The organism is Peribacillus sedimenti (assembly GCF_046237635.1).
In the GTDB taxonomy this organism is placed as follows: domain Bacteria; phylum Bacillota; class Bacilli; order Bacillales; family DSM-1321; genus Peribacillus; species Peribacillus sedimenti.
On sequence record NZ_CP143547.1, the window covers coordinates 4,456,261 to 4,469,678 of the forward strand.

11 protein-coding genes and 2 pseudogenes are annotated in these 13,418 nt (G+C 41.5%); 3 read left to right on the plus strand and 10 right to left on the minus strand.

The features are described from left to right. Positions 1-242: 242 nt before the first annotated feature. Both V1500_RS21910 and V1500_RS21915 read right to left on the minus strand, forming a co-directional pair. Positions 243-914, minus strand: coding sequence for a class D sortase (locus V1500_RS21910; protein ID WP_409302594.1), 672 nt, complete (start codon positions 912-914; stop codon positions 243-245). Between the two features lie 232 nt (positions 915-1,146). Further along, positions 1,147-3,294, minus strand: a complete 2,148-nt coding sequence (locus tag V1500_RS21915; protein ID WP_409302596.1) for an AAA family ATPase — start codon at positions 3,292-3,294, stop codon at positions 1,147-1,149. A 388-nt stretch (positions 3,295-3,682) separates the two neighbouring features. On the opposite strand from V1500_RS21915, the gene V1500_RS21920 reads away from it, so the two are divergent. After that, a complete protein-coding gene (locus V1500_RS21920; protein ID WP_409302598.1) occupies positions 3,683-5,206 on the plus strand; it encodes an ATP-binding protein in 1,524 nt (507 codons plus the stop codon). A gap of 182 nt (positions 5,207-5,388) precedes the next feature. Here V1500_RS21920 and V1500_RS21925 read toward each other — a convergent pair whose 3' ends face one another. Continuing rightward, positions 5,389-6,033, minus strand: a complete 645-nt coding sequence (locus tag V1500_RS21925; RefSeq protein WP_409302599.1) for a uracil-DNA glycosylase — start codon at positions 6,031-6,033, stop codon at positions 5,389-5,391. Positions 6,034-6,281: 248 nt separating this feature from the next. Between V1500_RS21925 and V1500_RS21930 the strand changes: the two genes are divergently transcribed. Further along, the gene (locus V1500_RS21930) at positions 6,282-6,512 is read left to right on the plus strand and encodes a small, acid-soluble spore protein, alpha/beta type (protein ID WP_409302601.1); all 231 of its coding nucleotides are present in this window, start codon (positions 6,282-6,284) and stop codon (positions 6,510-6,512) included. A 220-nt stretch (positions 6,513-6,732) separates the two neighbouring features. On the opposite strand, the pseudogene bioB reads toward V1500_RS21930, so the two are convergent. From bioB to V1500_RS21945, 3 genes and pseudogenes are all read right to left on the minus strand, one after another. Next, positions 6,733-7,439 (minus strand): annotated as a pseudogene (gene bioB, locus V1500_RS21935) (biotin synthase BioB); the annotation flags it as partial. Positions 7,440-7,471: 32 nt separating this feature from the next. Beyond that, positions 7,472-7,604: pseudogene (locus V1500_RS21940) on the minus strand (biotin synthase BioB); the annotation flags it as partial. 21 nt (positions 7,605-7,625) lie between these two features. Further along, positions 7,626-8,222 carry a biotin transporter BioY gene (locus tag V1500_RS21945; RefSeq protein WP_409302603.1) on the minus strand — a complete coding sequence of 199 codons (597 nt, stop codon included), beginning with the start codon at positions 8,220-8,222 and terminating at the stop codon, positions 7,626-7,628. A 289-nt stretch (positions 8,223-8,511) separates the two neighbouring features. On the opposite strand from V1500_RS21945, the gene katA reads away from it, so the two are divergent. Then, a complete protein-coding gene (gene katA / locus V1500_RS21950; RefSeq protein WP_409302605.1) occupies positions 8,512-9,963 on the plus strand; it encodes a catalase KatA in 1,452 nt (483 codons plus the stop codon). A gap of 539 nt (positions 9,964-10,502) precedes the next feature. On the opposite strand, the gene V1500_RS21955 is transcribed toward katA, so the two are convergent. From V1500_RS21955 to V1500_RS21970, 4 genes are all read right to left on the minus strand, one after another. After that, entirely contained in the window at positions 10,503-10,853 is a 351-nt protein-coding gene (locus V1500_RS21955; protein WP_409302606.1) for a VOC family protein, read from the minus strand. Between the two features lie 14 nt (positions 10,854-10,867). Next, positions 10,868-11,896, minus strand: coding sequence for an S-adenosylmethionine:tRNA ribosyltransferase-isomerase (locus V1500_RS21960; RefSeq protein ID WP_409302607.1), 1,029 nt, complete (start codon positions 11,894-11,896; stop codon positions 10,868-10,870). Beyond that, positions 11,883-12,626: an SDR family NAD(P)-dependent oxidoreductase gene (locus V1500_RS21965; protein WP_409302609.1), complete on the minus strand. Its 744-nt coding sequence runs from the start codon at positions 12,624-12,626 to the stop codon at positions 11,883-11,885. Before V1500_RS21965 ends, V1500_RS21960 begins: the two co-directional genes overlap by 14 nt. Before the next feature lie 232 nt (positions 12,627-12,858). Further along, entirely contained in the window at positions 12,859-13,374 is a 516-nt protein-coding gene (locus tag V1500_RS21970; RefSeq protein ID WP_409302611.1) for a GNAT family N-acetyltransferase, read from the minus strand. Positions 13,375-13,418: the final 44 nt, after the last annotated feature.

Sequence of the window (13,418 nt, forward strand, 5' to 3'; positions counted from 1 at the left end):
TAAAGGGTTTCTTCCATTTTACGGATTAAACGGTCCTGCAGACAAGCTGGTCTTAAGCTACCATCTCTACAATCAACGTACCCCATTGGCAAGCCCAACCAAAAAACTGCAGGTAATCTGGATTTTCATCTTGTTAGTCTACAGTATGGGCCCCCCTCCTCGGAATGAAGCGGCTGTGTTTATTGAAACAAGGCAATTTCCCCTATGTTTCCTGCTGCAGAGGTAGCCGGACCGTGAGTCTTTTACTTAAGTTCTGCTCTAATAATTAGCCTGTGTGACGCAACCTCGATCGGATGGCAGGTGATTAATGTTAACAGGGAACGTTTTTTGGTCTCAGCGATTACAGATAAGTCAGTAGGTTTAACCACAAATTTATCAATGACCTTATATGTGTATACTCCTTTGCTGCCTTCCAGGATAATCGTGTCTCCCTTTTCTACTTCATCAAGCCTGTTAAAAAACCTTCCATATGTAAGGCTCCTATGTGCTGCAATGGCTATATTTCCCGGCTCACCCGGCATCGATGTGCCTCTCACATGTCCAGCGGCATTTTTCAGTTCTGATGGTCCAGCGCCTTCTACAACGGGAAGATACAAACCAATCTTTTTAATTTTAATAGTTCCAACAAGGAGCGGACTTTTTTTCTGATTTTTACTGGAGGTAGCGTCTTTCACCACATTATTTCCAGCTGCTTCTGCTGTTTCGCTGATATTTGCGGCGTTTCTAAATGCAATATCCAGTTCTTTGAGACTTTCAACGGCAGACCCCTTGGCAGGCTCATATTTATCTTTATTTTTCTCCCATTCCATAATTAATTGATTAGCTTTGTGGTCAATATACATTTGCTCGATCCAGGGAAACCCTATGGTACCAATGCCGCTCAAAAGTAACAATATTGCTATGACTTTTTTCATCTTTCACCTCGAATTACCAGAAATCGTTATATTCCCCTAAAGAAATACCCAAAGTTTGGAATATCAAACATACAAACAACATTTTTCCTTGTTCACAAACAAGGGCCACCGATGCAAAACAAGATCCATGACGAGCTTTCTAAGGGAAATAAAAGAATCTCACTGCATCTCCCAAAATAAAAAAGACCGATAGAGGGTATCCATCACCCTCGTATCGGTCTTTTACAACATATTAGTTTTCTGCAATTTTCACCTTATTTTCTTCAACAACTGCTTTAAAGCTTTTCACTTCCGGCATTTCAAAGATAAAATCGGCGATGCCATCTTCAAGTTGTTCCTGGATCACCCTGCGGAGCGGTCTAGCGCCGAATGAAGGGTGATAGCCAAGCTCGGCCAGTTTTTCTTTTGCTTCACTTGTAACCTCCAATTCGAGTCCTTGTGCTGCAATTGTTTCATGTAGCTCCGCAAGCATAATATCAACAATCTGAAGAAGGTCTGCTTTTTTCAATGCAGAGAATTCAATAATACTGTCAAATCTGTTTAAGAATTCAGGCTTAAAGTAGTTACCAAGTGATTGTAAAATCGTTGCTTCTTCAACGGCTGAGGAATCAGTACCAAAGCCCATCACTTTTCTCTTTTCTCCTACACCTGCGTTACTTGTCATGATTATTACTGTATCCTTAAAGTTTACCGTACGTCCCTGGCTGTCGGTCAGACGCCCATCTTCAAGAATCTGAAGGAACATATGCATGACATCCGGATGCGCTTTTTCAATCTCGTCCAGAAGGATAATGCTGTATGGCTTGCGGCGGACTTTTTCTGTCAATTGTCCAGCCTCTTCGTGCCCCACATATCCAGGAGGTGAACCAATCAATTTGGATACACTGTGTTTTTCCATGTATTCACTCATATCGAGTCGGATCATGGAATCTTTGGAACCGAATAATTCTTCGGCCAATGTCTTGGAAAGCTCAGTTTTCCCTACACCAGTCGGTCCAACAAACAAGAATGAACCGATTGGACGTGTTTTGGATTTAAGGCCTGCGCGGCTTCTGCGGATTGCTTTGGCAACCTTACGTACGGCTTCCTCTTGGCCTATTACCTTTTTGGAAAGCTCCTCTTGAAGGTGAAGCATTCTTGCTTGCTCATCCTCCTGAAGTTTACCTACAGGAATGCCAGTCTTTTGTTCAATGATTTCCTGGATGTGTTCCACTGAAACGGTCGGTTTTCCGGATACAGAATCAGATTTAAGCATTTTTTCCAATTTTTCTTCTTCATCTCGGAGCTTGGCAGCTGTTTCGTATGCTTCCTGTTTCAGGGCTTCCTCCTTTTCCTTATGGATTTGAGCTAATCTCTCATTGATGCTCTCTTCCTGTCCGCCTTCAATAGTAAGGTTGAGTTTAGAGCCCGCTTCATCCATAAGGTCGATCGCTTTATCCGGTAAGAAACGGTCCTGGATATAACGATGTGACAGTTCCACAGCCGCCTCCAGAGCTTCATCGCTGTAATGGACTTCATGGAAGGATTCATATCTTTCTTTTAATCCATGCAAAATTTCCAGCGCTTCTTTTGTTGACGGTTCGTTCACGGTTACCGGCTGGAAGCGTCGTTCCAAGGCAGCGTCTTTTTCAATTTTCCTATATTCAGCAAGAGTTGTAGCCCCTACCAGCTGAAGTTCACCACGCGCAAGCGCAGGCTTAAGAATATTTCCGGCATCCATAGAGCCTTCTGCAGAACCTGCACCTACTATTTGATGGATTTCATCAATGAAAAGGATGACATTTTTTCTCTCTTGCAATTCAGAGATCAGCTGTTTCATACGCTCTTCAAATTGGCCTCTGATACCTGTATTTGAAACAAGTGAAGCCACATCAAGCATGTAGACTTCCTTAGAACGAAGCTTTACAGGAACGGTCCCTGCCGTAATCTTTAAGGCAAGTCCTTCTGCAATTGCAGTCTTACCAACACCTGGTTCACCAATCAGCACAGGATTATTTTTATTTCTTCTATTTAGTATTTCGATAACTCTGCTTACTTCTTTATCACGGCCGATCACTGGATCAATCAACCCAGCCTTTGCACTCTGAGTGAGGTTGCGACCATATTGATCAAGCAGTCCCCCGCCTCTTCCAGCCTGGGTGTTCGGAACCTTCTCCTGCTGGCTTTGTCCGTTTCCGTTGAAATTGGATGGGTTTCCGAATGCTTTGAAGAAATCTTCGAATCCATTGTGTCCCATGTTCATTCCTCCCATAGCCGCTCCCATTTTATTACGCTCTTCTCTAAAGCAAGTGGAGCACAAATTTAGATTTTGTTGATGGCCATTAACATTAACATGAAGTGTTACATTGGCGTGGTTTTTTTGACATTTCTCACAAATCATATGTGACTCCTCCTTATAATTTTAGGTTTATTTATATCAATTTATTGTGAATTTCTTAGTAGAATAGAGTTTTCAATCCGGTTTGACTTTGACTTTCTTTGACCTTATATTTTTATTATACTCTGACCTTCTTTGACTTTCAAGTCTTTTGCCCAATAATTTAATGGGTTTAAAGATAAGTTTTTAACCCCATCAGTTCTTTGACCTTATTTGACTTTGTAACCATATTATAGTTTGACCTTTTTTGACTTTCAAGTATTTTGTCTGCATTTTGACAATTTTTCTTGAGATGAGGATTTTTGCCACAAATTTAGAGGTTTTTCTGCGAAAGATGTCAAAGTTTAACATATGACAAAATTGTTTACTTCTGAAAGAGGGACGAAAAAATATGGGTGAGCAGTTAAGCCATATCGCAGAATTGATAAAAGACAAACAGCAATTTTTAACAGACAAAGTGCTGACCTTTCAAAATGACCGCGATACTATTCTCAAATCTGATCGAGTGCGGGTTTACACGAAGGAATGCTTGGGCCTGCTTTTTAATCATTTGAATGACACTCTTGTTTCTTGCGAGGAAACGGCCATAAAAAATAACCATATATATGGCTCCGAGTGCGGACAGCTCGCCTTTGATTCAAGCCTTCCCCCGGAAATAGCGGTTGAAGCCTTTATAGAAGTTCGTAATGTGTTTCATGATTATCTCTATAGTTTAGTAAAGAACGGTTTCGCTTCCGCTTTGGCAGTTTTGAGGGCGATTAGAATCATAGATAATCTTATTGATCAAGCCTCCATTTGTTTAATAAACCACTACAACAATATACTGACCACAACCAAATCAGCATTGGCGGAATCCAGCAAAGATTTAAATATTACATTAAAGGAACTAAATGAATTAAAAGATGCATTAAATGAATCTACCATTTTCGCCATCACCGATCAAAAGGACAATATTTTATATGCAAATGACAAATTTTGCGAGATATCAAAATATTCATCGGAGGAGCTGATTGGAAGCAATCATCATATATTAAATTCCGGAAACCACCCAAAAGAATTCTTTGATGAAATTTGGAAGACGATCCAGAAGGGAGAAGTCTGGAACGGAGAAATCATGAATAAAGCAAAAGATGGCAGCTGCTATTGGGTAGATACAACAATCATCCCTTACCAGGACAAGGATGGAAAAACGTATAAGCATATCTCCATCCAAAAAGACTTGACCCAGCAAAAGAAAGCAGAAGAACTTCTCCATAAAACCGAAAAGCTTTCATTAGTTGGAGAACTGGCTGCCGGGATTGCTCATGAAATAAGAAATCCGCTTACTACTATTAAGGGATTTGTACAGTTGTTGAGTAAATCCCTGCCTGAAAAGGATCAGCCTTTTTCAGAAACCATACTTAGCGAAATCGACAGGATTAACTTCATTGTCAGTGAATTCATGGTGTTTGCCAAGCCACACGCCGTATATTTCAGCAAATGCGATGTATCAGAAATTCTTATGAGTGTGATCCACCTGGTCAGCGCTGAGGCACTGCTGAAGAATGTTACGATTATGCCCGAAATGAAAAGTACCCCTCCCATGTTCATTTATGGTGAAATGCATCAACTGAAGCAGGTTTTTTTAAATATGATAAAAAACGGAATAGAAGCTATGCCTTACGGCGGCTCAATCAGTATTTCAATAACTGAAGTTGACGGGAATATACAGATATCCTTTGTGGACAACGGGGTAGGCATGACTCCCGAGCAAATGGAAAGGCTGGGAGAACCCTTCTATACCACGAAAGACTCTGGAAATGGCCTTGGATTAATGGTGAGCTATAAGATTATTCAAAATCACAGAGGCCAAATAAATGTAAAGAGCAATGCATGCGGCGGGACTACATTTGAGATTGTGTTTCCCGCCATTTGATCATCGTATTAGGAAGTATGTAAAATTGTTGCTTATGTAATACGTCTCTCGTTTTGCTTCTTTATTCAGCTGCATTAGTAAGGCCCTCGTTTTTCTTATATCGCCGTAATTAGGGCACGGCTTCTTTTCATTTCAAGTAGTTTAACATGACTCATATAAGGAGCAGTCTTGGCATAATGAAGTTATCGGTGTTCCCCTTCCAGCCAGTTTTTCAATCTTTCTATATCCTGTTCGATCAATGGCCGTAAACCAGGATTATAAAAGATAGAAGCTGGATGGAAAAGAGGATAGATCGTATATATTTTCGCCGTCCATTCATACCTGTCCCCATCGTCGCTAAGCCTCTGTACAGGCTGTCTAAGAAAGCTTCCATGCACCCGTGATATGCTTTTATCCGCTCCAGCCAGCCTCTTAAGGCTTACATTTCCTAATGTCACAATAATAGGCGCATTTACATGTGAAATTTCGTAGTCCAAAATGGGGGCATGGGCTGTAATTTCTCCCCCGGTTGGCGGCCGGTTGTATTTTCTTTTGACAATCTGCCCGCTCCGGTCCTTTTTCTCTCCCCACTTATAAGGTCGGCTTCTGACAACACTGGTAATATAAACCTGTTCACGTGTAACTCCCGCCATGTGCAGGAACTTCATTAATTCATTTCCTGCACGGCCGCTGAACGGTACCCCATTTAGAATCTCTGTTTCTCCAGGCGCTTCCCCGACGAGCATCATCTTCGCAGCCGTGGGGCCCTGTCCATAAACAAATCCCTCCACCTGAAACTCCTTTATTCTTTTCTTTCCCCATTCTGCCAACCATTCAGGTATCCTCATTTCCGCTCACTCTTTCTTGTTTGTATGTAGTGATTCGGTAAAATAAATGAATAAAATTTGAAAACTCAGTGGAATCTAATCATTAGATTTTTATTTTTGTACTTGCCCGGTCTTAGCTTTTACCTTTCCAGCTTGTTTATCAAACAGAAAGTCTATAAAAAAAACCCCTATAAATCCAATATTTACAAAGTATCAATTTTCGGAGAAAACACAAATTAATAGTACAACAGAGCGAGGAGGTGAGACATATGTCAGGAAGACGCCGTCAAAGCGGAAGCAACAGAAGCCTTTTAGTTCAAGGAGCCGAACTAGCAGTGGAACAAATGAAGTATGAAATCGCTGCTGAGTTTGGTGTACAACTTGGTGCAGAAACAATATCCCGTGCTAATGGATCTGTAGGTGGAGAAATCACTAAACGCCTAGTAGCAACAGCTCAATCTCAATTAGCTGGCCAAGCTGGATTTGGTTCTGCAAGATAATTCGATCCCAAAAGCTAGAACAATTTATTTCATATCATAAACAATTTTATACAACTGGCATAAGGCCGCCTGCAGCAGCTGGCGGCCTTTAAATTTGATTTTGAACGATTAATTAATCGTGACAAATTTTAATGAAAGCTGCCTTCTTTTTGGAAGGCAATAAAAAACTCAGTACCAATAATGTACCGTGCTCTGTCTTTATATACTGGTCAGACTGTCCTTACTGCATTTCGGAAAAATCTATTTCAAAACCAAGGTCTTCCAGCATTCGATGATCTGCGGTGCTTTCTTGCCCTTCTGTAGTTAGATAGTCGCCAAAAAAAAATGGAGTTGGCCGCATACAGGCCGAGCGGCTGAAGGCTGCGAAGGTTTACTTCCCTGCCTCCAGAAATTCTGATTTCCTTGCAAGGTTTCACATATCGCATGAGGCACAGAACCTTCAGGCAATATCTTGGATTTAATTCATCCGTTCCTTCTAGGGGAGTGCCGTCAATGGCATGAAGAAAATTCACCGGGATGGAATCGGCATCCAGAACCCTGTAATGACCTCGCCATGTCTATAACATCCTGAAGAGTCTCCCGCATACCCACTATTACGCCTGAACATGGAGATATCCCCTGATGTTTAACGATTTGCACCGTATTTACTCTGTCCTGGTATGTATGTGAAGTGGTTATGCTGTCATGATGATTCTCCGAAGTATTAATGTTATGGTTGTACCTGTCAACTCCAGCCTCTTTCAGTTTCTTTGCCTGTTCTGGTTTAAGGAGGCCCAGGCAGGCACAAACGGTCAGCTTATATTTATCCTTAATTTCTTGGACCGCTGATGCCACATGGTGTATTTCTTTGTTGCTTGGGCCTCTGCCGCTGGCTACATTGCAATATGTCCCTACATTCAGATTATAAGCATTTGCAGCCCCTCTTACATTTGCAGCCCCTCTTAAGATGGATAATGATGGCGGATCAGGTAGGCACCATGCAATAGCTCGAGCAAATCCTCATCTGGACAAGTTAAGATTTGCATCGCCTCAGAATTGGTAATCTCATATCCCTCAAATGACTTGCAAGGCAAGCTCTTTCCAATTAATCATATTACACCCTCCTGGCTCGAATTAGATGGCCCGTTTTAGATTGTTGACCTGGCTCCGGGATGATACCGTTCTTTGGAGCCTGTATCCCATGAATGCAGCGAGCACTGCAAGTATGGTGTCCTTGATAGCAGGCAAAACCATCCATAACCAGGCTATTTTATATGAGAATTCTGGCGGTGCAGCTGCCCAGAATTTCAGGGCGAAATACATCCAGTTTGTACCAAATACATAGTTAACGACCAAGCCGGCGAGACTTGCTGCGATTAAAACAGGTAAAGATTTGCTTTTTTCTGCAATTTTGCCTACAACATATGCGGTAAAAATAAATGAAATGATGAAGCCGAACGTGGAGCTGAATATTGTAGCCACTCCTCCGCCCGCTTTTGCAAAAACTGGTACACCCGCTAAACCAACAAGGGCATATACGGTCATAGATATAGCACCCAGGCGGCTGCCCAAAATCATCCCTGCTAGTAAGGCGAAAAATGTCTGAAGGGTGATCGGGACTGTTCCAATTGTCATAAATGGAACCCAGGATGTAATATTTGCACCGATAGCCATCAATGCTACAAACATACTGGCAAGTGTCAGGTCTAATGTGCTCAGCTTTTTCTTCATGCTTTTTCCTCCAAATCTTTCTTCGTAATAATTTAAACATATAGGCAAAAAACGATATTTGTCAACTTATTACTCATTTTAGTTAACATATAATCGGTTATAAATTTTTGATATGCCAATAAATCGTGGTTTCCCTAAATCTTTCTGCGAAATAATGTACTTCCATACACTGATTTTAAATTTCCTTTGATTTCCTTAATTATAATTATTATAAAAAAACATTGATTTTTTATTAGTACATGCTATCATAAGTCTATGAATATAATTTACATATGAGGTGATTCTTTTTATGAGTAATAACAGGCTTACTACAAGCTGGGGTGCTCCTGTCGGAGATAACCAGAACTCTCAAACTGCTGGCCAGCGCGGCCCAACATTGATTCAGGATGTACATCTTCTTGAAAAATTGGCCCACTTTAATAGAGAACGTGTTCCTGAGCGTGTCGTTCACGCTAAAGGTGCAGGGGCTCATGGCTATTTTGAAGTAACCAACGATGTATCTAAATTTACAAAAGCGAACTTCTTGTCCGAAGTAGGCAAGCGCACACCTATGTTCATCCGTTTCTCAACTGTTGCAGGTGAGCTTGGTTCTGCTGATACTGTACGCGATCCTCGCGGTTTTGCAGTTAAATTTTATACAGAAGATGGAAACTATGATTTAGTCGGGAACAATACACCTGTATTCTTCATCCGCGATGCAATCAAATTCCCTGATTTCATCCATACTCAAAAAAGAGATCCAAAAACTCATTTAAAAAATCCTACTGCTGTTTGGGATTTCTGGTCCCTTTCACCAGAATCGCTTCACCAGGTAACAATCCTTATGTCTGATCGGGGCATTCCGGCAACACTTCGCCATATGCACGGATTCGGAAGCCATACCTTCAAATGGGTTAATGAACAAGGTGAAGGCGTATGGGTAAAATATCACTTCAAGACAGAGCAAGGTGTAAAGAATCTGGATGTAAACCTTGCTGCCAAGATTGCCGGGGAAAATCCTGACTACCATACTGAAGACCTATTCAATGCAATTGAAAACGGAGACTTCCCTGCATGGAAGCTATATGTTCAAATCATGCCGATGGAAGATGCAAACACATACCGCTTCGATCCATTTGATGTTACAAAGGTATGGTCTCAAAAAGATTATCCGCTAATTGAAGTGGGCCGTATGGTTCTTAATAAAAACCCTGAAAACTATTTTGCTGAAGTAGAGCAGGCAACATTCTCCCCTGGTGCATTCGTACCTGGAATTGAAGCTTCTCCGGACAAAATGCTTCAAGGCCGCCTGTTTGCTTACTCAGATGCACACCGTTACCGTGTAGGGGCTAATCATAATGCTCTTCCGATCAACCGTCCAAAATCTGAAGTAAGCAACTATCAACGCGATGGCCAGATGCGTTTCGACAGCAATGGCGGAGGCTCTGTTTACTATGAACCAAACAGCTTTGGCGGACCGAAGGAAACTCCTGAAAACAAGCCAGCTGCACTTGAAATTCATGGATATGCTGATAGCGTTGCGTATGATCACAATGATCACTATACACAAGCCGGAGATCTATACCGCTTGCTAAGCGAAGAAGAAAGAGCACGTTTGGTTGAAAACATCGTGGCTGCAATGAAGCCTGTCACTTTTGAAGAAATCAAACTTCGCCAAATCCAGCACTTCTATAAGGCTGATCCTGAATACGGAACTCGCATTGCTGAAGGCCTTGGTTTGTCTGTGCCAGTAGGAGTTTAAATACTCTAGTAATTTAAATTAGAATATGTTATTCTTATTCTCAATTTTATTCTCGTTTTCTCAATTAACAGGTATCTGCATATGCGGATATCTGTTCTTTTTATATTCTGCAACATAGTTTTATTTGTCACTGACTTTCAAAACTGGTTAAAGGCAGATATCCCTTCATTCTTATTGCATCTCTCATTACCTGGCGCACTTATCATTCTTTTAATTCATAGTATTACAAAAATATTCCGTTAGTATGATGCCAATTATCAATACGATTCATATAAATGAGAGCTTACCCCTTGTGAATGTCCGGCTAATAGTAATGTTCCAACTGAAGGGTACACACACTAGGTGTGGGGATCTATCTGATCCTTTAATTTAATTGGCACCATCTATAAAAGAAGACACACCTCTATTTCATAAAGATGTGTCTTGTATATCGCCATTTTGCAGAAACCCCAACATGTTTTGAAAACCGAGGAACCTGTATATACGTACTTGATGTCGAGCAGACCGGATTTGTCTGCTATTTAGCCTAGTCCGAGAAATTAAAGTTCAAGAAACTCCAAGACTTCTCCATCTGGACCTTTTATAAACAAAGTTTCCCAGCCGTTCTCTAACCGGAAGGGTCCCTCTAGTACGGTTATGCCCGCTCGTGATAATACTGTACGAAATGAAGCCAAATGATCGACTTCAAAGCATATGTGGATATTTTCCGTGAAAGAATGGGTTCCATCTTTTTTAATTAACTCGATCCTAATATTCCCCTTGCTGAGAAACACAATCTCCTCATCTATTATCCTTAATCTTATTTCTTCCAATTGTCCGAAAAGCATTTGATAAAACTCTATCGATCGTTCCAGGTTATTTACTTCCAAAGCTATATGATGGAGCTGCATTATTTGCCCACCCCCTATAAGATTAAGTTTACATCTCCAAACTCATGCCACAGATATTTTTCTTCAACTGCCTGTTGATAGGCCTTGAATAATTGTTCCTTTTGGATGAAGGCAGAAAGCATATCCAAATGGCTGGCTTCCGGTTCATGGAATCCTGTTATGATTCCATCAACCAGCTTTAACTCATAAGAGGAATCAATATACAGGTTAGTCCAGCCTTGGAGCTTTTGGCTGGCAACAGCCGTCTCCAGTGCACGCACAACTGTTGTACCTGCGGCAATAATCCTTCCTCCATCTCCTTTTGTCCGAAGCACTGAATCCATTGTTTGCTGAGGTATCTTATATTCCTCAAGATTTTCATCCGGACCTATATGCCATTTATCATCAAGCAAATAACTTAACCCCGTATGCAGCTGAAGATATGCAATATTGATCCCCTTCTTTTGCAGCTTAAAAAGGAGCTCCCAGCTGAATGCCCTTCCTGCCGAAGGCATTTCAACAGAACCAGGTACAGAGGCAAACACGGTCTGATAATAATCCAGATTCCAAGGAGTGCTAATATACTCATATCGTACAGGCTCCCCAATTCTATATATTTCATTTAACAGCTCCTGACCACCTTTAGAGAAGCACAGGATGGAAAAGGGAGAATCCATTTTCCTTTCGATCACTTCAGCAGTTAGACCGGAAGAAAAGGAAAATACATCCCCTATTCTTACGTCATCTGAAACAATTTGGACCTCCCAGATTTCCTTACTCTTTCGGTGGGCAAGCCTGATTTGAACTTTGGGCCCGGCAGCAGCACTTTCACGTTCCAGTTGTGCGTAAAGGATAGCCGGGATGGTTCGGCTGTTATTCAATACTATAAGATCCCCTGGCTTTAAATAATTCGCCAGATTATAAAAGTCATCATGCGATATTGCACCAGTAAACCGGTTTATTTCCATCATTCTTACATGGTCCCTGCGGACTCCCCTCCGCTCTGGCGGCGTTGTCGCATTCAAGCTGGAAGGAAGGGCAAAGTTAAGCTTAATTGCCGCCATTGCCGGTCACCTCCAAAGAAAATTCCTGTGCTTCAAAACGTTTTCCGCTAATTCCTGCTGATTGGTCAGATGCCAGGTATAGAAATACTTCCACTACATCATTCGGATCAGTAAGCTCGTAGTCACATTCTGGCACTGCCAGAGCATGCATTTCTGTATTCATTTCTCCCGGGTCTACCATGTTTATCTTTATACGTGTATCTTTGACCTCATCGGCCCAGGTCTGGGTCAACCCTTCTATCGCGAATTTTGAAATCCCATATGCCCCCCAGCCAGCATATCCGGTGTGCCCGGCTTCCGAAGTTACATTAATAATGGAACCTGAATTTCTTTGTAGCATTCCAGCAATGACTCTTCTTGTGACCATAAAGGCACTTAATGTGTTGATCCGAACCACTTCTTCAAAATCCTGCTCTGGATAATCCAAAAGAAACGGCATCGGGCTCGGCCCTAAGGTTGAAGCATTGTTAATAAGCACATCCACTCTTCCGTAAGTATCTTCAGCAATTGCTACAAACTTCTCCACGTCCCTTGATTGTGAAACATCTGCTATAACAGCCAGCACTTCTGCTCCCAGCTCCTGTGCTTGTTTTTTCACCTTTAATAATTCATGTTCACCGCGCGCACAGATGGCAAGCCTTGCACCCTGACTCGCAAATGTTAATGCCAATGCTTTTCCCAAACCTTTTGATGCTCCTGTTATCATTATTACTTGGCTTTCTTTACTCATAAGAAATCCTCCTGTAATCTTTCGTGACTTATATACCTATCTTATTTCTTGATCCAATTGTTTTCTTCGCCATTTGGTTTGATGTCTGGCTACAACTTTAGTCGTAAAGAATTGTCAGACCGGCGGGCATCAAAAAAAACCCTTAACCATAAGGCAAGAGCTTTTAAAAGGTAGATATACTTCAGTTACGAAGAGCCTTTACATATTCTTTTAGTCAAAGAGTTATTGCATCCTAGCTGAAAAATGCCTGTGGGTAAATCAACTCCCCTTTTACACTATGTAATGCTCCTGGACGCAGTTCATGCACCCTGAATACCTCATCAGGAACTGAGAACTGGGTCAGCTCTAACCCATACTTCCTCGCCGGCATAAAATGAAACCTTGGATAATAGCCAGGATGGCCAATTAATAAAACGAGGTCATACCCCATAGCCCTGCACCTGCTTAATCCCTCTTTAATTAAGCTGCTTCCTGCCCCGCTTTTCTGATATCCCGGTTTTACAGCAACCGGTGCAAGCACTATAACCTCATGCTCTGTATCGTCATTTATGATCTTAGCTTTACTTAATAGGATATGGCCTATAATTTCAGTTTCATTTTCAGCTACAATCGACAGCTCCGGGATAAACTGTTCAGATAATCGAATCCTTTCGACTAATCTCGATTCATCTTCCCTATTTTGAAAAGCTAAGTAATGGATTTGATACACTTTCTCATGATCAGCTGGTGTTTCGGTCCGGATATTCATATTTTCCCTCCCCCTATAGCGCCTATAATCTACTACGCATCTTC

Bases quoted from the DNA above. Each gene is read 5' to 3' on its own strand.
- katA (WP_409302605.1), top strand. From the start codon at position 8,512: ATGAGTAATAACAGGCTTACTACAAGCTGGGGTGCTCCTGTCGGAGAT.
- V1500_RS21930 (WP_409302601.1), top strand. From the start codon at position 6,282: ATGTCAGGAAGACGCCGTCAAAGCGGAAGCAACAGAAGCCTTTTAGTT.
- V1500_RS21910 (WP_409302594.1), bottom strand. From the start codon at position 914: ATGAAAAAAGTCATAGCAATATTGTTACTTTTGAGCGGCATTGGTACC.
- V1500_RS21970 (WP_409302611.1), bottom strand. From the start codon at position 13,374: ATGAATATCCGGACCGAAACACCAGCTGATCATGAGAAAGTGTATCAA.
- V1500_RS21925 (WP_409302599.1), bottom strand. From the start codon at position 6,033: ATGAGGATACCTGAATGGTTGGCAGAATGGGGAAAGAAAAGAATAAAG.
- V1500_RS21915 (WP_409302596.1), bottom strand. From the start codon at position 3,294: ATGATTTGTGAGAAATGTCAAAAAAACCACGCCAATGTAACACTTCAT.
- V1500_RS21945 (WP_409302603.1), bottom strand. From the start codon at position 8,222: ATGAAGAAAAAGCTGAGCACATTAGACCTGACACTTGCCAGTATGTTT.
- V1500_RS21965 (WP_409302609.1), bottom strand. From the start codon at position 12,626: ATGAGTAAAGAAAGCCAAGTAATAATGATAACAGGAGCATCAAAAGGT.
- V1500_RS21920 (WP_409302598.1), top strand. From the start codon at position 3,683: ATGGGTGAGCAGTTAAGCCATATCGCAGAATTGATAAAAGACAAACAG.
- V1500_RS21955 (WP_409302606.1), bottom strand. From the start codon at position 10,853: ATGCAGCTCCATCATATAGCTTTGGAAGTAAATAACCTGGAACGATCG.
- V1500_RS21960 (WP_409302607.1), bottom strand. From the start codon at position 11,896: ATGGCGGCAATTAAGCTTAACTTTGCCCTTCCTTCCAGCTTGAATGCG.